A 21,159-nucleotide genomic window follows, 5' to 3' on the forward strand; every position below is an offset into this window, starting at 1 on the left:
CCTCATGTCGCTCAAGCAATCCAGCCCCGTCCCGACCACCGCATCCACCGACCTGCGCAAGGGCGCCGTCGGGGTGCTCGGCATCCTCTTCTTCGTGCTGTCGGCGCAAGCCCCGCTCACCGGCATCGCCGGTGCGCTCCCCCTCACGATCCTTCTCGGCAACGGCGCGGGCGCGCCCGGCGCCTACCTCGTCATCGGCGTCATCATCGTCATCTTCGCCATCGGGTTCATCGCGATGAGTCGCCGCGTCGACGGCAAGGGCGCCTTCTACGCCTATGTCGGCGCAGGTCTGGGAAAGCGAACCGGCACCGGGTCGGCTTGGCTGGCGCTGGTCGCCTATGGCACGGTCCAGGCCGCGATGTACGGGCTGTACGGCGCGAGCGTCAGCGGCCTGCTCGCCGCGCTCGGCGTGAACATCCCCTGGTGGGTGCCGGTCATCATCACGATCGTCGTCATCCAGCTCCTCGGCTCGCTCAACATCGAGCTCGGCGCGAAAGTCCTCGCGGTACTGGTCGGGCTCGAGGTCGCCATCCTCCTCGCCTTCGCGCTCGGCGCGCTGTTCACCGGCGGCGGCGGCCCGGAGGGCAGCATCGACTTCGCCGCGAGCTTCTCCCCCAGCGCCATCATGGCCGGCGCCCCCGGCGTCGCCCTGATGTTCGCGGTCGCCTCGATGTTCGGCTTCGAGTCCACTGCCATCTACTCGGGAGAGGCGAAGGACCCCCAGCGCACGGTCCCCCGCGCCACTTACCTCTCGGTCGGTGTGATCGCGATCTTCTTCTCGTTCGTGTCGTGGATGTTCATCTCCTACTACGGCGCCGAAAACGCCGTCGCCGCGGCCGAGACCGCGGTCATGTCGGGCGACTCGACGCAATTCGTGTTCCAGGCTCTCGACGGCGTTCTGGGCAGCTGGTCCGGGGTGGTCGCGAACATCCTGCTCGTCACCTCGCTGTTCGCCGGGATCCTGGCGTTCCACAACGGCATCAACCGTTACCTGCACGCGCTCGGCAGCCAGAAGTCGCTGCCGCAGCGGCTCTCGCACACGAACCGGCATCAGGCCCCGCACGCCGCCGCCTGGGTGCAGTCGATAACAGCGGTGCTGCTCATCGCCCCGTTCGCGATCCTGAACCTCGACCCGATCCTGACGCTATTCTCCTGGTTCAGCGGCCTGGCCGTGGCTGCGCTCGTGACGCTGTACGTGCTGTGCTCGATCGCCGTCGTCGTCTACGCGGTGCGCACCCACGCCACCGACCCGTGGCAGACCCGCGTCGCTCCCGCCATCGCGGCACTGCTGCTCATCGGCGTACTGGTGCTCGTCGTCGCCAACTTCACGTCACTGATCGGCGGCGAGGTCATCACCGCCGTCATCCTCCTGGCGTTCGTCCCGATCGCCTTCCTGGTCGGTTTCATCACCGAACGCCGGCCCGACCAGTTCGTCAGCGCCGAGTAACCCGAGAACGGAGCATCCGTCATGACTGCCACCACGACCATCCTCGAATCGATCACCGTCCCCGAAGCCGAGGGGCGGGCGATCCCCGACGCCGCCACCCGCGACACCATCGGGTACGCGCCCGTCCACACCGTGACCGACCTCGAGGCCACCATCGCCGCCGCACGCGCCGCCCAGCCGGCATGGAACGCGCTCGGCCACGCCGAACGCTCCCGCATCCTGAACGCGATCGCCGATGACCTCGAAGCGAACTCCGAGGAGCTGGCCACCATCCTCTCCCGCGAGCAGGGCAAGCCGCTGGACGGCCCGAACGCACGCTTCGAAGTGGGCGCCTGCGCGGCCTGGACCCGCAACGCCGCCGACACGGTCCTTGAGCCGGAAGTCGTGTTCGAGGACGGACCGGCCCGCGCCGAAATCCACTACGACGCGCTGGGTGTCGTCGGCGCCATCGGGCCGTGGAACTGGCCGATGATGATCTCGGTATGGCAGATCGCCCCGTCGCTGCGCATGGGAAACACCGTGGTCGTGAAGCCGAGCAGCTACACGCCGCTCTCCGTACTCGCCCTCGTCGAGGTGTTCAACCTGCACCTGCCCGACGGGGTGCTCACGGTCGTCTCCGGCAACCGTGAAGTAGGGGCGGTGATGGCCTCCCACCCGGGCCTCGACAAGATCATGTTCACCGGCTCCACGGAGGCAGGCCGTCGCATCGTCGAATCCTCCGCGAGGAACCTCGCTCGCCTCACCCTCGAACTCGGCGGCAACGACCCCGGGATCGTCCTGCCGGGCACCGACGTGTCGGCGATCGCCGAGAACCTCTTCTGGGGATGCTTCATCAACACCGGTCAGACCTGCGCGGCGCTGAAGCGACTGTACGTGCACGACTCCGTCTACGACGAGGTCGTCGACACCCTCGCCGGCCTGGCAAAGGCCATGCCGATGGGCCGCGGGCTCGACGCAGGCAACGTGCTCGGACCGCTGCAGAACCAGAACCAGTTCGACATCGTCCGCGACCTGGTCGATGACGCCCGCACACGTGGCGCCCGCATCGTCGCCGGCGGCGAACCCGCCCGCGACCTCGGACCCCTGTTCTACCGCACCACCATCGTCGCCGACATCGACGACGGCGCGCGACTCGTCGACGAAGAACAGTTCGGCCCCGCCATCCCTGTGATCAGATACACCGACCTCGATGACGCGGTCCGCCGCGCGAACGCCTCCGAGCAGGGGCTTGGTGCATCCGTGTGGGCCAGCGATACCGACGCTGCGATGGACGTCGCCAAGCGCATCCAGGCCGGCACGGTGTGGATCAACCAGCACGGCGCCCTCAACCCGGTCGTGCCGTTCGGCGGCACCAAGCAGTCGGGCTACGGCCAGGAATTCGGCGTCGCAGGCCTCAAGGCGGTGGCCGCACCCAAGGTCATCAGCCGCTGAACACACGTCCGATCCGAGTGACTCCCGGGTCGGCCAGAGGGGCCGTGGTGGGGACCACGGTCCCTCACCCCTTGGCGTCGCGGCGGCAACGGCCTCGGGGGCATGCGATCCACCGCGCGGCAGGGGTCGCGCCGACCTGGATCCCATGGCGGGCGATGAACGAGGGCCGAGCGATGAGCGTGCATCAGGACGACCGGCGCTCCGCGACGACCTGAGCTTCGGACAACGAATCCAACGATCGAGGCTTGACCAAGGGCACGGCGCAGCGCGGAAGCCGGGCCTCCTGCGTGCGTCCGCCTCTCCGTCAATGCAAGCGGATCCTGTTAGCTCCGGTACACGGCGGGCGGCTGCCAGGAGCCGTCGAGGATGCTGTCTTCCGGCCAGTACGCGCGCAGGTACAGCGTGAACTCGTCCGCGGGTGCGGGGAGCCAGTTCGCCAGCCGGGTCGGATCTGCCGGCGCGTTGCCGCCGACGGTGAGGGTCAGGCTGCCGTCGTCGCCGAGGGTGAGGTTCTTGTTCTTGGTGCCCAGCGAGTACCGGTCCAGCTCATTGGGGTGGAAGAAGTGGTGCTTGTTGTAGACCGTCAGCGACCAGAAGCCCTGCACCGGCGGGATCTGGTCGGCGTCGAAGCGAACCGTGTACGTGTTCGTGCCGTCCAGGCGGTTCCCGGCGGCGTCGAGGTCGAGGTAGAAGTACGAGGTCTCATTGGGGGTGTTGACGAAGATGTTCGACTTCCCCACCGCGGTGCGCATCAGGTAGTCCGTGCCGAACCTGGCTCCAACCCGCTGCGTGGTCCAGTTCGCCGCGAGCGGGATACCGTAATTGCGGAACTCGAACAGGTCCTTCACGGTCGCATCGGCATCGAGCGCGGCCTGCTTCAGCGCGGCCGCGACCTCCGGATCGGTCGTCGCCGCGTCGAGCACCTCACGGATCCAGGCGTAGAACGCCTCCTCACCGGCACGGGCGGGGATCTCGTCGAGCACCGTCGGGAGCTCGGCGAAGAACGTGGTCGGGTCGACCCACTGCGTCTCCTCCTCACCGTCCGTGGCATCGGCGCTGCCGAACGAAGGCACCTGCGAGTAGTCGAGGGTCTTCATGCTGCCGTCGAAGTCGGCCAGCGGGTAGACGAGGATCTGATTCACCACCGGCTGCACCGCGGCACGGTCCTCGGCGGTGTCGTCCTGGAACACCCGCGGGATCACGATCGCGATCCGGGTGTCGTACCGGAACACCCCGGCGATGCCGTCCGGCACCTCGCCGTCCCAGCCCTCGTGCGCGAGGAGGTAATGGCCCGGCTGGGTGCCGTACATCTTGCCGAGCTCGACGAACGAGTCGGTGCGCTGGTTCACGACCTGATACACCCAGAACCGGTCACCGAAGTCGGGCACCTGCACGACTGCGGGTCCGCGCTCGGCGTCCAGCGCCCCGAATCCGTACACGACGTCCTGGTTCGGGCACGCCACGACCCGCTCCTCGGGGCGGATGTAGTCGTGCAGCATGCCGATGTGGTTCGGCGGCCCGGCCGGGACGATGCCTTTGAGCAGTCCCGGCTCCGGTACCTGTTCCATGATGCTGAGCCGGTTGCGCATGTTGACCAGCGGCCAACCCCACACGTACGCCGCACGTCCCACCTCGGAGGCGTACGACACGGCAACCTTCTGACCCGAACCAGACACCCGAACCTCCGCTCAACCAGCCACTCCTCGCGACACTAGCGGTATCTCTCCAGCGCTCGCCAACGCGGACCCGCCGCTATCCACGCTCGCGCACCCGAGGTGGCCGAGGATCCCCTTGCGAGCGAGGAACGAATGCCGGGCCGTGTCCGCGCAACTCGGCTCGATCATGCCCATCGACGACTAATCGTCGGTACCGGAAACCAACGATCGATCATCGATCCCTTTGCGTGCGATGCCCGGTGAAGGGGATTTGTCCGCGCGCGGCGGGCTTACTCCCCGGGCGCCGAAAGCTGTCGTGTCCTGCCCACGGTGGGGGTCAACTCGCGGTTGTGGAAGTAACCGCGGGGCTCTCACTACCCGCGTCGCCGGTAGCGAGGCGGCGGCGGGCAAGCAGCCAGGCCACGATGATGGCCAGCAGAAGGACAACGGTGGCGTAGATGCTGCCCTCGGTGCCGAAGCTTCCGCCCGAGAGCAGGTCTCGCCCAGGGACAGGCTCGAAGTGGATGAGACTGTTCTCGCGTCCTTCGCCCGATACCGCGATGCCAAGCACGTTGCCCTGAACGAAGTTCCAGCCGGCGTGGATGCCGATGACCAGCCAGATCGAGTTCTGCCAGATCACGATGACCGCGGCGAGCACGCCGAACAGCGCGACGTTGAGCTTTCCGATGCCCCAGGCGCCGGGGTGGACGGCGGCGAACACGACGCTGGTGACGGCGATGGCCAGCCACGTCGGCCAGGAGTAGAGGCTGCGCTGCAGGAGGAAACCGCGGAAGATGATCTCCTCGGATCCGCCCTGGATGATCCAGATCGGGATGGTTGCGAGCACGATGCCCAACACGGCGAGCCCGCCCGGGTTCGAGGAAGCGTCGGCGTCGCTGACCACGACGTCACCGGCGATGATCGCAGGTGCGGCAGCAAGTGCGATGAGTGCTCCACCGACCACAACACCGAGGAGCATGACGAGCCAGCCGCGACCGCCGCGGAGCCCAAGCGAGCTCACCCGACGTCGCTCGAACCACGCCACCCAGGCGAAGATGATCAGGATCGGCACGAGGTCGGTTACGCCCTCGATCAACTGCGAAAAGAAGCTCGATACGTCCTTCTCGGTGCCGGTCGCGACACGAATCCCCGCACCGACGATGATCTGGACGGCCAGCACCGCCACGAGCACCGCGAAAAGGTACGCGATGACGATCGGGGTCTTCCGCTTGCCGGTGTCAATCTCCCGGACGAAACTCAGGTCGCGAACACGCATCTGGGCTTGAGCCTTTCACCGCTCGCACCGAGGGTGGTGGACCTCATCCGTGGTGCGAGGAAACACGGACGCTCCTTCAAAGTATCGGATTCGCCGAACGCGACTCGCGGTGGGCGAAAATCGGTTCTCGCGGTGGACCACGAGGCAGGTCTGCACGATCCCCATGCGGGCATCCGCATGGGGACGGTCGCCGCGCATCTCGGCAGGTGAGCGCGAGACCCCCTCGAGATGAGCAGCGGACACCGCGGCTCATCTCTCTTCCAACACCGCGCCGGAGGGGTACCGCTACGGGCGATCAGCTCGCTGAGTACCGGAGTGCTCTCTCCCACTTCCGGATGGGGTGCTCCAGACTCCTCGTCGCGGGCAATGCCGCTGCGGTGGTGTCGCAGCGTGCAGTGCAGTGCGCGGTCGATCGTCGCCGTAGGGCGCTACTTTGCATATGTGATCGACAATCCGGTCCCCGACATCTGGGAGATCGCGGCTACTGCGGCCGTGCATCTTGGTCTGCCTCTTGCCGGAGGGCTGTCTCTGCTCGTGGTGGTCGGGGTCGTCGGTTACATCCAGCTCGGGCTGAAGACTGCCAAGCTGTCCCGTGAGACGGCGGGCCGCATCAGCGTGATGTACGTCTCGTTCGCCGCGCAGTATCGGGGTCGGCTCGTGATCCTGGCGGCGGCGTGGCTAAGCGTCATCGTCACCGTGTACATCTGTGCCCGCAATAGCAGGTGGTTCCTGTTCCGGGAGCCACGGGAACGCAGGCCCGATGAGGGCGCTGCCGATTGGTTCGTGTTCGTGCTGACGCCGGTGGGGCCGGACACCGTGGAGGCGGCTATCGGATCGGTCGCGCTGGTCGTCACGACCCTGCTGGCGATCGCAACGATCTTCCACCTGCCGATCCTGTTCCATGTGGCCTTTTGGCTCTGCGGAGGACCCATGATCCTCGTCGGTTCCCTCGCCGCTCTGGTTGCGCTCGTCAGCCTGCTGGGGGTGATATTTGGCCTGCTGAGTCCGACAGGACTGTTTGGCGTGGGACCCGCCGGCGAAGCGACGGGCATCGTCGGGGGCTGGATGGTGCCGCTCATTCTCTCGGCGAGCGTCGTCGCTGCGGCTGCGAGCCTCTGGTGGTTGACCAGCCACTCAGACACCATCTATTCAGCCATCGGCGAGATCCGCTCCGCCAAGTCCTGAACCAACGTTTGCGGTGCCGGTCTTAGTGCAGCACGAGAGATCACCGCCATGCTGGCGACGCGGAATGGTCCTTGCGGCCCCCGGATCCATAAACGGGCACGGGGCGGTTGAGGGGGCTCATCGTGTGGTCAATCCGTCATAGCCGCTAGATTCACGAGCATGAACCGAGCAGCCAAGGTCACCACGGTCGTCGTCGCCTGCGCGGCAGCCGTCGTGGGGATCGGTTTCGGCGCAGCAGCCATCACGTCGGGCATCGGCTTCGCGCCGGACGCAACCGCGGCTGGCGACTCGATCGACACCCAGGGCACGAAGAACAAGACGAGCGTCGTGGCCGCCGGGCCGGAGTCCGCGGTCGTCGCTGACGAAGCACTGTGCGCCTCCCGCGCCCACATTCCTTGGGTGCAGAGCGAGTTCCCAGCGCTGGTCGGCACGCTGGTCGACAACGGCCCGACGGAGCTCGCCGACGGGCCGGTCGGCTACGACGCCGAAGGACAGATCGCGACCTACACAGTGCAACCCGGCGACGCCGGCGAGTCGATCGGTAACCGCTTCTGCATCGACTTCCTCTCCCTGGCGAGCTACAACGGCCGCAACGGCCCGAAGGTGATCCAGCCCGGCGATGTCCTCGTGCTGCACCCGACCAAGGAAGACTGGGCTGAGCGCTCCGCCGCACTCGTCGCCGCCTACGATGCCGCCGTCGCCGCGTGGGGACGTTCACTGCCGACTGGCTACACGTGGCCCACTGCTACGGACCGGATAGCCAGCGTGGAGAGCGCGCCGCGGACGGTCGTCTACGACTGGCTCTGCGCGACCGCTGACGCTGCCGCACGCGGCGACGCTGCGGCTGCCGCTGCGCTCGTTGAGCACCGCAATGCCCTCGTAGTTGAGTTCGCCGACGTCGGCGCGGACATCGACGAGGGCGACTTCCGCGCACTCCAGCGGCACTTCGCCATACCTGTCGAGATGCGCCCGTAGCTGCCTTCATTCAACGGTCGGGCCTTCAGCCTGTGGACCCGCCCGTCGGAGCGGTACGCGCCGCCTGACCCTCGACCACAGGAAACGGGATAGCAGTAACAGCACACCACGGGAGTTGATCGGCGCCGTGCGGAGATCATCCCTCTGCGGGCAAGGAACGAAAGCGGGGCCGGCAGCGCGCAGTTGGCGTTGTCGCGATCGCCGAGCGTGGGACCTCCGGCCACGGGAGTCCCTCGAGCTGTTCAGGTCGGTTCGGAAGTCTTGCGCGAATGGGCGCGTCTGCGCGCGGCTGGACGACGGGTGCGGGGTTTCGATCTGCCACTCATCGCCCGTGTCGACTGGAGAGGCAGGGAAGTCGGGGCCGCCCGTGTCGGCGGGGAGTACAGCGTTGGTCAGTCGGAAACTGCCGGTCGGCGGACCACATGCGCGTCGATGGACGTTGGGTGTGATCATCGGGTCGAGATCGAGATCACTGAGGCGATGAAGGCGGCGAGAGCGGCCAACGTGGCTATGGCGATCAGGACCCGCCCGATCAGGATCCCGATCCTCGACGCACGCGCACCAAGCACCGACGGAAGCAGACGGGGAAACACAAGCACCACGACCCCCGCGAAGGCGAGGAGGATTCCCAGCGGCCACAGCACAACGGCCGGGAGCAACGGGGCGGACGTCGCCGGCCAGTTGCGTCGCGACATCAGCGCGAGGCTTCGACTCAACCGTCCCGCGACGGCAGTGAGGAACGTGCCTTGGAGAACGGCGAGCCCGGCGAAGAGGAGGACCGCCATCCATCCAGGTCCGACGATGTCGAAGTCGATGTTGTCGGCGCGCAGCGGATCGACGAAGGGGGACACGGTCACCAGCAGCAGAGCACCGAAACTCGGGCCGCGCAGTCGACCCGGAGGGAGCCAGGGTTCCACGATCAAGTAGAGCGCCGCCGAGGCGAACGCGAACGGCATCGCTCCGAAGAGAAAGTAGCCGAGCGTTCCTTCCAAGGTGATGAATCCGACGAGCTCACCCGCTTCGGTCAGACGCCCCCTGGCTTGCGGTGATGTGACCGCAAGAAGGCGCATGATGAGCCGCCCGCCCGCACCGGTGACGAGGATGCTCGAGCCCGTGGCCACAACGAGGAAGAGCGAGATCCACCACACGTAGTAGCGCAAGCCGATGCGATGAATCCGTTGGGGTGCGTCCGCCCCCGGAAACGCCGGCACGGTCAGCCGCTCGCCGTTCCACAAGATTGCGAGCACCAGCCCGGCGGTCAGCAGCACCCCACACACGATCACCAGGATCATCAGACCCCCGCCTCACACGCACCGAACGGCTACCGCGAAGCTACAGCCGAGCATCCCGCCGCCGGTAGGGCCCTCCCCCGGACCGCGGCGCGCGCGACGTCGTGAACGATCCCATGCGAGCGAGGAACGAAGGCGGGGCGGTCAGCGCGCATCCCGTCGATTGCTGACCCACGCTGAGCAACCGTCGGTACCGGAGACCAACGCTCGGTCTTCGATCGCGCGCGGGCGTGAGCGCGCGCGTTTGGCATTACGGACCCCCGCCACAGCGCCCGTCGCGGATGCCCGGGCTCCGCGGCCGGCGTGCACTGCGTCTACCCTGGAAACAGGAGGAGGTGACATGTCGATGATCGTGCTGGCGCAACGCCTGCGCCCGGGCTCCCGCGGGCTGGGCAGCTCGCTGCTGCTGCTCATCGCTGTCACCGCGGCGATCATCGCCGGACTGCTCGCAATGCACTCGTTGAGCAGTCACACCGAGCCCGCCGCGCTGGCGGCCGCGTCCTCAGGGCACGAGCACGGCGTCGCCGTCGATGAACACGCCGCTGCCGCGGTCGTCGGGCCCGGCACGGTGCAACCGGTCACGGACGGTGAGTGCGCAGACTGTGGCTGGCTCGCCAGCATGTTGGCGATGGGCTGCGTCCTCGCGCTCCTGATCGTCTCGCTGCTGGTCTTCCTTCCGCGTGTCGGCATCAGCTGGGGCGCCGCGCTCCGCGCCGGCCCCGCCCTGATCAGCCGCGCCGCTCTACTTCCGCAACCTCCTTCTCTTCGGGTTCTCTGCATCAGTCGTACCTGAACAGTGCTCCCCGACCGACCCCTCGCGGGTGGGCAGAGCACACGCGCGCCCGGGCACCGGCTCGTGCGCCTCACACATGACTGAGGAGAACCCAATGAAGAACCGCGCTGCGGCGACCGCCGCGATCACCCTGACCGCCCTTCTTGCCCTCGCCGGTTGCGCCGGCACCACCAACAGTGGCGGGATGGACAACATGCCCGGAATGGGCTCATCCGCATCGGCATCGCCTGCCGCCGACGTAAACAACGTCGACGTGCAGTTCACGATGATGATGATCCCGCACCACGAACAAGCCGTCGAGATGGCCGACATGGTCCTCGCCAAGGACGGCATCGACGAGCGTGTCACCGCCCTCGCCGAGCAGATCAAGGCCGCCCAGGGCCCGGAGATCGAGCTGATGGAATCCTGGCTTGATGACTGGGGCACCCCGATGGGCGACATGGATGGGATGGACCACGGCGGGATGATGTCCGACACCGACATGGCAGCCCTCGAGGCCGCCACGGGCGTTGAGGCATCCCGCCTGTTCCTGGAGCAGATGATCGTTCACCACGAAGGTGCGATCGAGATGGCCCAAGACGAGGTCGACAACGGGCAGAACGCCGATGTGATCGCCCTGGCGGAGAACATCATCGCCTCCCAGACCACCGAGATCACCACCATGGGGGACTTCCTCGCGACACTCTGACCGGCAGGGGCCGGCCGCACCCGACGGCCGGCCCACTGTCCGCGGAGACCGCGCGGTCACCACGATGAATGTCGAGGAACTTGTCGCCCACGGGGATGGAACCTTCCGCGCGATGATCACAAGCAACACCGTCAAGGGCAAGTATTCGATCGAGCGGCGATCCTGGCCTTCACGACGGCTGTGGAGTTCTCCGGCCGGCGCAAGATGTCACCCGGTGATCCGACTGCATACTTCCCCGGTGAAACCCCGGGGAGGTCACCTTCCTAGCCCCGGAGCAGCCTGTAGCCCATCCGCATACGGGCGGGAGACGGAAGCCCCCCCCATCGCGCATTCGGCCTGAGCCGGGACGGGTCGGCCCCTTCAGCCAAATGGCTCAGTCGGAGCCGCCTTCGCCCCCGGCGCTCGATGCGGTCCCTTCTTCGAGCGATCGTCGGTAGCGGCGTCGAAGCGACCCGCGAGTGGCCGGGACGGTCGATCGCGTGGCCGGCCGGCGGCGACCGCGCCAGCGTCGACAACTGGGCAGGGTGATGTCTCCCCACGAGGCCGCCTTGAAGAGCATGTAGCCGACCCAACCCAGCAGGAGGGCTCCCGAGAGCCACGGCCCTACGCCGGTCAGCCCTGGGGTGTGGACGATGTTGTTGGACTCGTCGCTGATGATCGCGGTGGGCTGATAGCTGGCCCGCGTAGTGCCCGTATCGTCGGTCCAACCGTCCAAGTAGACCTCGCGCTTGACGATGTCTCCGTCGTCGCTGACCCACGTCCCGACCGGACGACAGTCACCGCGCGGTCGCGGCTCGCAGTCCGTCTGCGTGAACGTGCCCCAGATCCGTGGCTGCGCGAGGTCAAGCACGCTGGCAACAAAGAGCGCCGCGACGATGACCGCCAAGCATCCGCCGAGCACGTAGCCCAGGACCTGACCGAGCCGACGCCACCGCGCGCCCCATCGACGCTGCCGCTCCATGTAAAGGTCGTAAGCTGCGTGCGGATCCGGCGCACGCGTTTCAGTCACGGACGCGACTCTAGCCGGAGCTGGCCCCGCACCCCACCGCGTGTGGGAAGCACCGCGCAAAACCCGAGTTCGCCGAAGCCGTAAAGGCGGGAGTTGTCTCGAGGACGCCGCCGCGGCTGCAAGTCGCAGTTCCGCATCTACCAGCGAGACTTCAGCCGCGACGAGAGCGATGGCGATCCCCAAGCGGGCACGGAACGAGAGCGCAACGCCTGTCGAGCGGCCGCTCCCGCCGGGACAGCGGAGGGATGAGACTAACAGTTAGCCCGCGTAGGTGGGTTCGTGGAGCCGGAACGGCTCTCGCGTCCATACACCTACCCGTGACGGCTCGATTGCGTACCACTTCCGAGAGAGCCGCCGTATCGCGTCCTCGCGGTCATCGAAGGCGTCTCGCGCGTGGACCATTGCTAGGTTATCGACTACCAGGCAGTCGCCGGGCGCCAACTCCTCGGACTTCGCCGACGACGCGACTGTCCGCGTGAAGTCACCGAACCATGAGGCCACTTCGGCGCTCGGGGTGATGGCGTATTCGCCGCCGTCCCCGCGAAAGTGCGCCGCCGGAATTCCGCTTTCGTCGATGTAGAACAGCGGGCCCGTGACGCTTACGTGCTGCTTTCCTGCGAGACGTGTCACGGTGAGCGCGTCAGGCTGCGTGGCGTCAACGAAGCGATCCCAATGCGTGTCTGCGAGCAAGAGGCCGTGCGCGAGAACGTTCGAATAGAGCTGCCGTCCTCCCGCCCGGGGTCCAGCGTCCAAGCACATCGCGACGTATCGGATTGAGCCCGCCGAGCCGAGGCCGTCCTGGTGGAAGGGCATCGCTTCGGAGCTGAGGGCCACACCAGATGAGGGCACAACCCGGACAGTCATCACCGACTTGTACAGCTGCGATTCATCTCGAGGATCTAGCTCGAGCGGATGCTCGATTTCCTCGCCAAGCTGCAGAACGCCGTCAGCGGCTCGTAGTGCGTTCACCATGGGATGAACTTGACCGAGTGCTGTCTCGGCCATTTCGACATGGAACCGGAAGCGACCTGTAGGGGATCGCAGGGCCGATGCCGCAGCCAGAAGTTCATTCGGCGCTTCAAGATCGTACGCCGATGACGATGTGCCGTCCTCGAGCCAAGGGGTGATTTCGGCGGGTCTCGACAGCGCGTAGGTAGTGAGAATCCTCTCGAGGACCAACTCGGCGATCGATTCCCTCTGGCGGCGACCCGTGCTCATAGAGGTGCCCCCGCTAGTTTGTCCAGCAACGTCGCGCGATCGATATACCACACGACATTGCTAGAGCTGTGGATGGGCTTCATGCCGGTCTTTTTCATTAGCATCTCACCGTCATGGGTTGCCGGTCTCGCCAGAAGCATAGAAGGCGATTCAGCGGTCGAGAAGAGTTCGCGTAGTCGTTCAATTGTCGTGGCGATCATTGCCCGCCTGGCGACGGGATCCGAGCCGTAGAGCATCGTGATGTAGGCAGCCGCGGGAGCGTCAGTGACAAGGTCGTCGTCTTGAAGGTCGAGCGCCGATCGGTATTCGCCGGTGAGAAATCGCGCCAACGCCTCGGCCGACAGCGTCCAACAGGCCAGATAGCCGACGACTTCGTCGCTCACTCGCGCGCGGTTGGATCGACGGACTAGCACATGGACGCCGTCGGGACATCTGGCCAGACGGTCCCTCATCGTATCGGCGTTGGCATGACCGTCGCCCATTACCGAGCGACCAATGTCTACGACGCGTTCGATATAGGAGCCACGCAAAATGGCGCGCTTGGGTACCAACGACTGGACGGCACGCCGCCGCATCCAAAGTCTGACGGGCCACTCGGTCAGAAGTAGGAGCAGCGCGCCGACCGCAATCCAGAAGAGGATTTGCCCGATGGTTGAGTTGGTGCTCCACGGTGACAGCTGCCACAAAGTGGCAGCTACGCCAACCGACGTCGCGAGGACGATTCGAAGCACGCGGGTCGACTTCGCCGTCAGCCACTCCGCGGCCGCCCCCGTCCATTCCCTCGCGCTCACCAACACTCCTGCCGAATTCGATGGCTGGGGCGCGTACGGGTATCGCGTTGAGTGCTGGCTGACTCCGCTTCCCCAGAATGACGGCCGGCCAGGCGACCAAACTATCGCATGGACACATGAAGTTCGGCACCCAGAAACTCCTATTTCGCGTTCCCACCGCCGCGGCTCGCCTATAGGAATGGCTCAATCGAGTTCATGAACTCTCGCCGAAAGCTCGCCAGCTTGACCCGCGTCCTATCGGGGTGAACCCGGTTGGTGAGCAGAACGGCCGCCCAGCCCGCGTCTGGATCCGCGATCCACATGGTTCCGGTGAATCCGGTGTGCCCAAAACCGCGTGCAGAACCGATCGACGCCGCATCGCCTATGCGCACTCCCAAACCATGATCGAACGCGGCGCCATGGCTAGGGCGAAGCGATGGCGACGTCATCTCTTGCAGAGCCCGCCCCGAGAGAAGTCCGGGAGCAAGGAAGCTCTCTGCGAACTTGAGGACTTCCTCTACTGGTGCGAAGAGGCCCGCGTTCCCGGTTCTACCGCCTAAATACCAGCTCAGTTCGTCATGTACTTCTCCGCGGACGAGCCCGCGGCCGACATGATGCTCGTACTCAGTTGCGACCGCCATGCTCCGTGGGACAGGGCCAAATGCGGTGCGCTTGGCCCCAAGCGGCGTTAGGACTTCGGCTTGGAGGACCTGTGAAAGCGGCGCGGCCGTCGCGGCTTCAATCACCGCGCCGACGGCCACATAGCCCGGGCATGAGTATGTGAACCTCGTATCTGGTGCTGCTTCCAGGCGTGACCTAAGCAGGTCACGCATGCGGTGCCCGGGGGCAACTTCTGCGTCCCGCCATATCTCGGAGATAGCCGGCAGACCGGATGTATGACGAAGGAGCATGCGCAGTGTGATTCGATCAGCCCCGGGACCGACGCCGATTGGAAGGATGTCAGCCACCGGGGAATCCAAGTCCATCGTGCCTCGGTCAGCAAGCGCGACGGTGGCGGCAGCGACATATGTCTTCGTTAGTGATGCGAGATCGAAGAGACTGGACGCTGTTATCGCCCCGGACTCGCCGAAAGCGGGTGTTCCGACTGTGGCGATAACGCGATCACTTTCACACCGAACGCCGACTGCGGCCGCGCTGAATAGGCGCGCATCCAACCCCGAACGAAGCACCGCGTGAATCGTCGCCTCGAGTGTCGCCACGAGCATCCGTTCGGGTCGATCGTCGCAAGTACCCTAGCCCACCTAAGGTGACTTTCCGCATACGCGCCCCCAGCAGATGTGTCACATGCTGCTGGCCGACATCGACGGGCGCACTAGCACGACGCACCTAGCCAGGATCCTCTAGCGAGCAGTGGCGCGGGGAGGGACCTCCGCCGGGCATACGACTCACCTTTGGGCCGCGCGTCCTCGAAGGTCCAGAACCCGGCGCGGCGGATTCGCGTGCCGTTAGTGTGCGCAAGGGTCGCCCTCGTGTGCAATGAACCCATGACATCGCACGGGCAGAGCGTGGTGGACGAGCTGAAACGCCTCGTCGCGGACGGGCACATCTCGGCAGATGCCCTGCACGTCATCACCGGCATCCCCGCCGACAGCGTGCGCGCGCTGCTCGGCGAGGCTCCTCTCGTGTCGGCGGGACTCAGCCCGAAGTCGGCGGCTCTTGCGGCCGATGAGGACAGGCGACTCTCGATCCTCGCCGCGCAACTCACGGACGGAATGCAGATCGGTGACGACGAGCGATTGAAGGGCATCTTGGAGTCCCTGACGATCGAGTGCCACCTCATACTCGAGAACATCGCCGGGCTGACCGGACTCGACGTCCACGACCTCGAGCTCGCGTTGCGAGCCCCGCAGGCGCTCTCTGCAGATAAGAAGTACGCCCTCGCGCTCAAGAGCTCATACCTGATCAACGCCATCAATCAAGCTCGTGGGTGACGATCCACATGCGGGCGCTGACCGCAAGAGGGACCCGACGTGCGCATCCGGTTTCCGAAGGCGACCAATGGCGCCGCTGATATGGTGGTTGAGTGGCCCGATGCTGCCGCGCGCAGCCGCGCGATAGGGGACGGCCGGCGTTTAAGCGCTTTCTCACGCGTAACTAGGCCGAGCGCCGGCTTTGTACCAGATATCACTCGGCTCCAACCCCGTAAAGGCCAGGTCTTCGATCTGCGGTTCCACTCGAGCCCAGATCTGTTCCAGCGTGCGGGCCGGTGGAAGAATTGCCTCTGGCGCGAGCGACGGATCCTGCTCAATGAGTTGCGCATAGTTTGCTGCGTAAAAGTCATAAACGACCTTCGCGCGGAGCTCGAAGGACGGGTGGGTGGAGGACGTCGGCGGCTCGAGTCCCAGGACCCGGAGTCCGTCGTCCACCAATTCATGGACCTTCATCGCCATTACGGCAGCGCTAAGGGCGATGTTCGGTGGAACTGAATCGAGCAGGGCAGCAGACTCAGAAACGATCCATGCACCGACGATGTCTGCCCGCAGTTCCTTCTCTTGGGGGCTCACGACTTTGGGTGGGATGCCGGCGATCGTGTACCCAAACTGGTCGATAAGAGCGTGCGCGTACTCGTGTGCGAGAACAAACCGCTCAGAGAAATCTATGAGATGCGCGAGGTGGGGTCGGTATTTCGGCTCTGGCGCCCGCGTGCTGTTTGGATGTGGCTCTCCTTCAAAGAGCCACGAGATAAGGCATGCGGATGCGGTTTCGACTCCCGCGGGGTCACGGTCAAGCACCTTCTCGACCGAAGCTGGGCGGGGATCGAGTCCCACGGCGCTTCCGGGCGGGGGATCGATCGGTTGCCAGCTCAGGACGGCGGCCTTCGCCAGCTGGTAGTAGGAGGTCATCATCCCAGCCGCAACGGCGATGACAGCGTAGTTCTCGACTGCGCGAGTCCACGCGAGACTACGCGGTTCAGCGATGGTTCCTACCAGGATGCGCTCCAGTGCTTTCGCATCTTGACCCGTCTCGCGGAGGTGGCGATCGAGGAGCATCTCGATCGACGCAGCCTGACGAGCAAGTATCTCGAGGTAGTGGCCATCCTCAGCCCAGCCCGGAGAAACGCGCTCGATGACCGCTCGGGATCGCGCGAACCTCTCGCGTTCGGACTGGAGGTCGTATGTGAACGGTCCTGCACGCAGGCGATCTCCTTCGCGGACACACCCCTTCTCGCGATCAGTCGCCGCGGCCAACGCATCTACATAGCCGTCACGCGTCGGCGGCGCCTTCGCCCATTGTTCCTGCCTTTCACGCAGTAGGTCGCGCGCATAACTGAGGGCAGGCGGATGCTCAAGCGTCATTTCAATTCACCGAGCACAACGTTTCCGCCGCTCCAGGCCTGCTCGAGTTGACCGCCCCAGTCCGAATTGGCCTTGAAGATTCCTTGCACCACCCCAACGCTGTCATCTTTCGTCTCTGCGAGGACTGTCGCGATCGGGGCCAAGATGGCGCTCGCCGCGCCCAATGCCTCATCCGCCAGCGTTTTCCCCGGGTTTGTGATCAGCGCTGTCAACTTCGACATCACCGCGCCCTGATTGGCGGTGAGGTCCTCGTGCACCTTTCGCATGGTCGCGCCGACATGCTGGATACCCCGGTCGGCCTCGGAAACTAAAATGAAGACCGCCAAGCCCCCGATGATCGTTCGTGGATAGAACAACGGGGCGCCTTCGCCTAGCGTGAAGGAGATTGTGGATCCGGGTGCCACGTTGTGGATTAGTTGTTGCGGTAGTTCGGCGGGTGGCATCACAGTCGGGGGCTTACCACTCAGGTCGACAGCCGCGGTAATGAAGTAGATCTGGTGCCGTTTACGCAGCCAACCCCAGATCCCGTCCCAGTTCCCCGATACCGTGAGGGACTTCAAGGACAAACCGCGCGGATAGTACGACTTCGGAAACTCGATCTCTTCTCCCTCAAAACCCAACGAACGTTCGGAAACTTCGCCAGTGAAGCCAATCCGCTGCGCGCTGCCGAAACCGAACGAGTTCTCGACCGTCATGATGCCCCCAAGTTGCATTTCGATCCTCGCTGATGCGCGAGAAGCTACTCCCTCTCCGATTGTTTGGCTAGGTACGGGCCGAGAGCGGCGCACTCCTGGCCAGCGCCATCCGCGCTGCGGGCACCCCTGTCACTTCCGCAGCAATGACCGCAGGTGTGCATTGCTGGCGGGCAGAAGGCGGAGAGCGTGCGTGTCCTGTTGGCGTGCGGGCGGGATCGTCATGCACTGCCTCGAGTGCAGGTTGGGACAGGCGGTGCGCGAATAGATACGTCGCGTGCGACCCCGAGGACGTCCGCTAGGCCTCCCTATTCAGTGAATCGCGTCTGTGGTTGCTGGCCGGCGACGAGCGCGCCCTGGGCATCCTCAAGCGGGCGGTGAACGTAAGTGGGGCCGTCGGCGTGCTTGTGGGTGATTTCTGCATTCGATTCAGGCGCCGCCGATGGTTATGCCTCCCGGATGCGCGCACGCACAGAGCGCGGATACCCCTACCGTCCGCGCACCGCTGGTGCGTGTTGCCGACGCGAATGGGTCGGCAGCCTTCTGCCCGTGGTGTTGTTCCGCCACGATGGATTGACCATCGTGAGGAGGCAGATGCGATCCATCAACCCGATCCCAAACGACCCTTGGCCACAGGGCATGAGCATCACAATCGAAGATCGCGCTGACCCGCTCCTCGAACTGCTGTGGATACGCGAGGCGTACGGTCTGCCGGTCGAAGGTGACGATCTACCGCCCGTGCTCATGAGCCCTCCCACCGAGCAATTCACTCCGCCGTCGGCGGGCGACGGCGAAGCGTGGGCGTCCGCGTGGCCGTCGCTGTGGACGTCGACGGTTGAGCATGCCGGGAAGGAGTTCGATCCTGCGTTGCACGAACGGCTGAGTCACACGGCGAATGGCTCGCGCGAACGACTTGAACTGTTGCAGGAGATCGTCGGCCCCACCTGGCGAGACCGACTCGGCCCGGACGCACTCGATCGTGAGTCCTATCGGGAATGGAACGACGCAACCTTCCGGGCAAAGCTCGCCTCGCGGCCAGCTGGGATAGAAGGCAACGCCTTGCGACGTGATCTCGACGCCGTCGTCGCAGCGTGGCGAGCCGGGATGACCAAAATCATCACCATCCCCTGCCGAGGCGAATACAACCGCCGAGTCGGCGACAATGCGCTGCTCATCACCGAAGAAACCATGACCACCAGCGAGTCGTTCCGTCGCGCCCTTGCAGCGTTTACGTAGCCCCGCCCGGTGGAACACACCAGGCACCAGGCGACACCCCTAGTCAGACGACTGGCGTACCGCCGTCATGCGCGCTGCTACGTCCTCGCCCTCGGCACATTGGCCAGCACGTCGGCTGCTTGCGCCTCGGTCAGCTCCCAGCGCGAGTTCTTCTCGTGGTCGGGGTACGTCGCGCGCAGGTAGTTACGCACTACAAGACCGGGGCGCGCTTCTCGGTGATAGCCGAGGAGTCGGGCCAGTTCGACGGGCGTGTACGGCTCCATGGCGAGAGAATACGCCAGCCCACCGCGCCTCCCGGCGTCGGGTCACCAACGTCCAAGACTCGATCCCTATGCGCGCGGCGCCCGATGGCGGGCCGTGACGTGCGTCGTCAGTCCTCGAGCAAGTACCCGGCGACATCGGCAGGGCGTTCCGCCCCCGCCACGAAGTTGGACGCTAAAATCGGGCCATGCCGGACACCCTGCAACGCACGCAGCTGATCGGGACCAACGATTCTGGCGACTACGAATATCTAGAAACGTACGTCGAGTTCGATGGCGAGAATTATCACGAGTGGATCGTGGAGGAGTTGCCTGAGGCGCGATTCAGACTATGGCGAATTCATGGCTATCCCGAGCGTGGCATTGTGAGCTATCTCCCCGGCGATGAGTGTGGTTTGGCCGAACTCGTCCGGGCCGGCTTCGCGGACGTTCCACGAGTGAGCCGGAGCGTCGGGTAAGGACCCGAATGCTCCACCCTCGCTGAGCAGCATGGGGATGCCCTTGGTCATCCCCCTTCGGGCGGGATGGAGGCCGGACGGTAGAGTGCACTCTCTATGGTGCGTCCGAGCGCCGCCCGATTCGCACCAATTGTCGGCAGTGGGGCCGGTGATACCAACGTCGGTGCGGAGTGCCATGGGCAACTACGATGGCCTCGGCCTCGTGTCGGCGGCGCGCTCTAGTGTGAACTCGTGAACTCGTCTTCCCGTCTTCGCGAGTTGCTGACTCATGCACTCGATCAGTTTGACGCTCCGGGCACCTCTGTCGCAACGAGCGTCCGGCGCGCCAGCCGCGTCGCTTCCTTGCGTAAGGACTACGCGAACCAGCTTTGGCTGCAATGGGAGTTGACGGACCTGTCGGCAGGCAAAACGCAGAAATGGCAGGATCCAACGATCGCACGGATCAAGGCGGAGCTGGACTCACTGCTCGGCGCTGAAGTTGGGCGCGAGGAGGGTTTCCGGGCGTTCCTCCAATTTGAGCGCAACCGCACAATGGAGATCGACGGCGAGGCAAAGGTTTACGGCGCATCCATCGGTCAACTCGAGGAGCAACTGCGAACCATTCAGGCGGCGCACGACGACTACACAATTCCGGATGGACTCAACTCCGGCGACCTCTACTACGCGCAGCAATACGCGGACGGCGGCAAGGCCAAGCTCCTTCCCCATATCGGCATGCTGCAGAAGGTCCTGGATCGGGTGCGAATCTCCGTCCACGCATTCCTTGTCGCCACCGAGGCCGAGCTCGAGAAAGGCCAAGTACAAGCCGGCCTATTCGTTCGCGCACAGGACTACGTCAACGGTGCACTCGCGCAATATGCTCCCAAGGCTCTCGACCAGTTCGTGGCCGCGCAAGATCGGCTGTTCGACGGGCAGCGAGAAGATCTCGCTCACGCGCTGACGTCCTGTCGCCGGATGCTCAAGTCGCTCGCCGACGCGCTGTACCCTGCGACGGATGAAGTCGTCACTGGGCTCGACGGCAGCCAGCGCAAGATGTCCGACGACCAGTACCGCAACCGACTTCTAGAGTATGTGCGTCAGGTCCTCGGCAAGCACGGGCAGGGCGCCGTCATTCAAGGAACACTCGACGGGTTGGGCGGGCGCCTCAAGTCGTTGGACTCGTTGGCGAGCAAGGGAGTGCATGACGACGTATCGGCCGCAGAAGCGGAGACGTGCGTGATCTGGACCTACCTTCTCGCCGCCGATCTACTCCGACTCGCCGACGGGACCTCTGCCCTGCTGGCGAACGATGGACAGGCGGCATAGCACCCATCCTTAAGGCATGCATCAACACGACTAGGGGCGCTCGCTGCGAGTGCTGCGCACCGCCCCTGCCCCGTGCTCCTCGATTCATGAAGGACCAGATGCCGAAGGGACGGCGCCACGTGACCGCCCGCGCGGCCGAGCTGGGTGTAACCCGG

20 protein-coding genes are annotated in these 21,159 nt (G+C 65.3%); 10 read left to right on the forward strand and 10 right to left on the reverse strand.

Annotation, left to right across the window (positions count from 1 at the left end):
• Nucleotides 1-4: 4 nt before the first annotated feature.
• Both ACLBXX_RS00450 and ACLBXX_RS00455 read left to right on the forward strand, forming a co-directional pair.
• Complete coding sequence (locus ACLBXX_RS00450) at nucleotides 5-1,447, forward strand: APC family permease (protein ID WP_447656354.1); 1,443 nt, start codon at nucleotides 5-7, stop codon at nucleotides 1,445-1,447.
• 21 nt (nucleotides 1,448-1,468) lie between these two features.
• A complete protein-coding gene (locus tag ACLBXX_RS00455) occupies nucleotides 1,469-2,878 on the forward strand; it encodes an aldehyde dehydrogenase family protein (protein ID WP_447656355.1) in 1,410 nt (469 codons plus the stop codon).
• Nucleotides 2,879-3,201: 323 nt separating this feature from the next.
• Here the strand turns inward: ACLBXX_RS00455 and ACLBXX_RS00460 are convergent, their stop codons facing one another.
• Complete coding sequence (locus tag ACLBXX_RS00460) at nucleotides 3,202-4,527, reverse strand: DUF1254 domain-containing protein (protein ID WP_447656356.1); 1,326 nt, start codon at nucleotides 4,525-4,527, stop codon at nucleotides 3,202-3,204.
• A gap of 343 nt (nucleotides 4,528-4,870) precedes the next feature.
• Nucleotides 4,871-5,809: a CPBP family intramembrane glutamic endopeptidase gene (locus ACLBXX_RS00465; protein WP_447656357.1), complete on the reverse strand. Its 939-nt coding sequence runs from the start codon at nucleotides 5,807-5,809 to the stop codon at nucleotides 4,871-4,873.
• 441 nt (nucleotides 5,810-6,250) lie between these two features.
• On the opposite strand from ACLBXX_RS00465, the gene ACLBXX_RS00470 reads away from it, so the two are divergent.
• Nucleotides 6,251-6,994, forward strand: coding sequence for a hypothetical protein (locus ACLBXX_RS00470; RefSeq protein ID WP_447656358.1), 744 nt, complete (start codon nucleotides 6,251-6,253; stop codon nucleotides 6,992-6,994).
• A 159-nt stretch (nucleotides 6,995-7,153) separates the two neighbouring features.
• Nucleotides 7,154-7,969, forward strand: a complete 816-nt coding sequence (locus ACLBXX_RS00475) for a LysM peptidoglycan-binding domain-containing protein (protein WP_447656359.1) — start codon at nucleotides 7,154-7,156, stop codon at nucleotides 7,967-7,969.
• Nucleotides 7,970-8,418: 449 nt separating this feature from the next.
• Here ACLBXX_RS00475 and ACLBXX_RS00480 read toward each other — a convergent pair whose 3' ends face one another.
• The gene (locus ACLBXX_RS00480) at nucleotides 8,419-9,261 is read right to left on the reverse strand and encodes a hypothetical protein (RefSeq protein ID WP_447656360.1); all 843 of its coding nucleotides are present in this window, start codon (nucleotides 9,259-9,261) and stop codon (nucleotides 8,419-8,421) included.
• 337 nt (nucleotides 9,262-9,598) lie between these two features.
• Between ACLBXX_RS00480 and ACLBXX_RS00485 the strand changes: the two genes are divergently transcribed.
• Both ACLBXX_RS00485 and ACLBXX_RS00490 read left to right on the forward strand, forming a co-directional pair.
• Entirely contained in the window at nucleotides 9,599-10,051 is a 453-nt protein-coding gene (locus ACLBXX_RS00485; protein WP_447656361.1) for a DUF6153 family protein, read from the forward strand.
• 94 nt (nucleotides 10,052-10,145) lie between these two features.
• Nucleotides 10,146-10,739 (forward strand): DUF305 domain-containing protein, encoded by a 594-nt coding sequence (locus ACLBXX_RS00490; RefSeq protein ID WP_447656362.1) that lies wholly within the window; start codon nucleotides 10,146-10,148, stop codon nucleotides 10,737-10,739.
• A 373-nt stretch (nucleotides 10,740-11,112) separates the two neighbouring features.
• On the opposite strand, the gene ACLBXX_RS00495 is transcribed toward ACLBXX_RS00490, so the two are convergent.
• From ACLBXX_RS00495 to ACLBXX_RS00510, 4 genes are all read right to left on the reverse strand, one after another.
• The gene (locus ACLBXX_RS00495) at nucleotides 11,113-11,748 is read right to left on the reverse strand and encodes a hypothetical protein (RefSeq protein WP_447656363.1); all 636 of its coding nucleotides are present in this window, start codon (nucleotides 11,746-11,748) and stop codon (nucleotides 11,113-11,115) included.
• Between the two features lie 258 nt (nucleotides 11,749-12,006).
• The gene (locus tag ACLBXX_RS00500) at nucleotides 12,007-12,966 is read right to left on the reverse strand and encodes a TauD/TfdA family dioxygenase (protein WP_447656364.1); all 960 of its coding nucleotides are present in this window, start codon (nucleotides 12,964-12,966) and stop codon (nucleotides 12,007-12,009) included.
• Nucleotides 12,963-13,757, reverse strand: coding sequence for a hypothetical protein (locus tag ACLBXX_RS00505; protein WP_447656365.1), 795 nt, complete (start codon nucleotides 13,755-13,757; stop codon nucleotides 12,963-12,965). Before ACLBXX_RS00505 ends, ACLBXX_RS00500 begins: the two co-directional genes overlap by 4 nt.
• Nucleotides 13,758-13,927: 170 nt before the next feature.
• On the reverse strand, nucleotides 13,928-14,962 hold the full coding sequence (locus ACLBXX_RS00510) for a serine hydrolase domain-containing protein (protein WP_447656366.1): 1,035 nt from the start codon (nucleotides 14,960-14,962) through the stop codon (nucleotides 13,928-13,930).
• Nucleotides 14,963-15,241: 279 nt separating this feature from the next.
• On the opposite strand from ACLBXX_RS00510, the gene ACLBXX_RS00515 reads away from it, so the two are divergent.
• A complete protein-coding gene (locus ACLBXX_RS00515; protein ID WP_447656367.1) occupies nucleotides 15,242-15,688 on the forward strand; it encodes an HTH domain-containing protein in 447 nt (148 codons plus the stop codon).
• Between the two features lie 153 nt (nucleotides 15,689-15,841).
• Here the strand turns inward: ACLBXX_RS00515 and ACLBXX_RS00520 are convergent, their stop codons facing one another.
• Nucleotides 15,842-17,053: a hypothetical protein gene (locus ACLBXX_RS00520; protein ID WP_447656368.1), complete on the reverse strand. Its 1,212-nt coding sequence runs from the start codon at nucleotides 17,051-17,053 to the stop codon at nucleotides 15,842-15,844.
• Complete coding sequence (locus tag ACLBXX_RS00525; RefSeq protein WP_447656369.1) at nucleotides 17,050-17,748, reverse strand: hypothetical protein; 699 nt, start codon at nucleotides 17,746-17,748, stop codon at nucleotides 17,050-17,052. The genes ACLBXX_RS00520 and ACLBXX_RS00525 overlap by 4 nt, the downstream gene beginning before the upstream one ends.
• A 636-nt stretch (nucleotides 17,749-18,384) precedes the next feature.
• Here ACLBXX_RS00525 and ACLBXX_RS00530 point away from each other — a divergent pair.
• Nucleotides 18,385-18,981 carry a hypothetical protein gene (locus ACLBXX_RS00530; protein ID WP_447656370.1) on the forward strand — a complete coding sequence of 199 codons (597 nt, stop codon included), beginning with the start codon at nucleotides 18,385-18,387 and terminating at the stop codon, nucleotides 18,979-18,981.
• A gap of 77 nt (nucleotides 18,982-19,058) precedes the next feature.
• On the opposite strand, the gene ACLBXX_RS00535 is transcribed toward ACLBXX_RS00530, so the two are convergent.
• The gene (locus ACLBXX_RS00535; RefSeq protein ID WP_447656371.1) at nucleotides 19,059-19,244 is read right to left on the reverse strand and encodes a hypothetical protein; all 186 of its coding nucleotides are present in this window, start codon (nucleotides 19,242-19,244) and stop codon (nucleotides 19,059-19,061) included.
• Nucleotides 19,245-19,429: 185 nt separating this feature from the next.
• On the opposite strand from ACLBXX_RS00535, the gene ACLBXX_RS00540 reads away from it, so the two are divergent.
• On the forward strand, nucleotides 19,430-19,699 hold the full coding sequence (locus ACLBXX_RS00540) for a hypothetical protein (protein WP_447656372.1): 270 nt from the start codon (nucleotides 19,430-19,432) through the stop codon (nucleotides 19,697-19,699).
• A 231-nt stretch (nucleotides 19,700-19,930) separates the two neighbouring features.
• Nucleotides 19,931-21,004: a hypothetical protein gene (locus ACLBXX_RS00545; RefSeq protein WP_447656373.1), complete on the forward strand. Its 1,074-nt coding sequence runs from the start codon at nucleotides 19,931-19,933 to the stop codon at nucleotides 21,002-21,004.
• The last annotated feature ends 155 nt before the right edge of the window (nucleotides 21,005-21,159 follow it).

This window comes from Microbacterium sp. C23T (assembly GCF_053345975.1).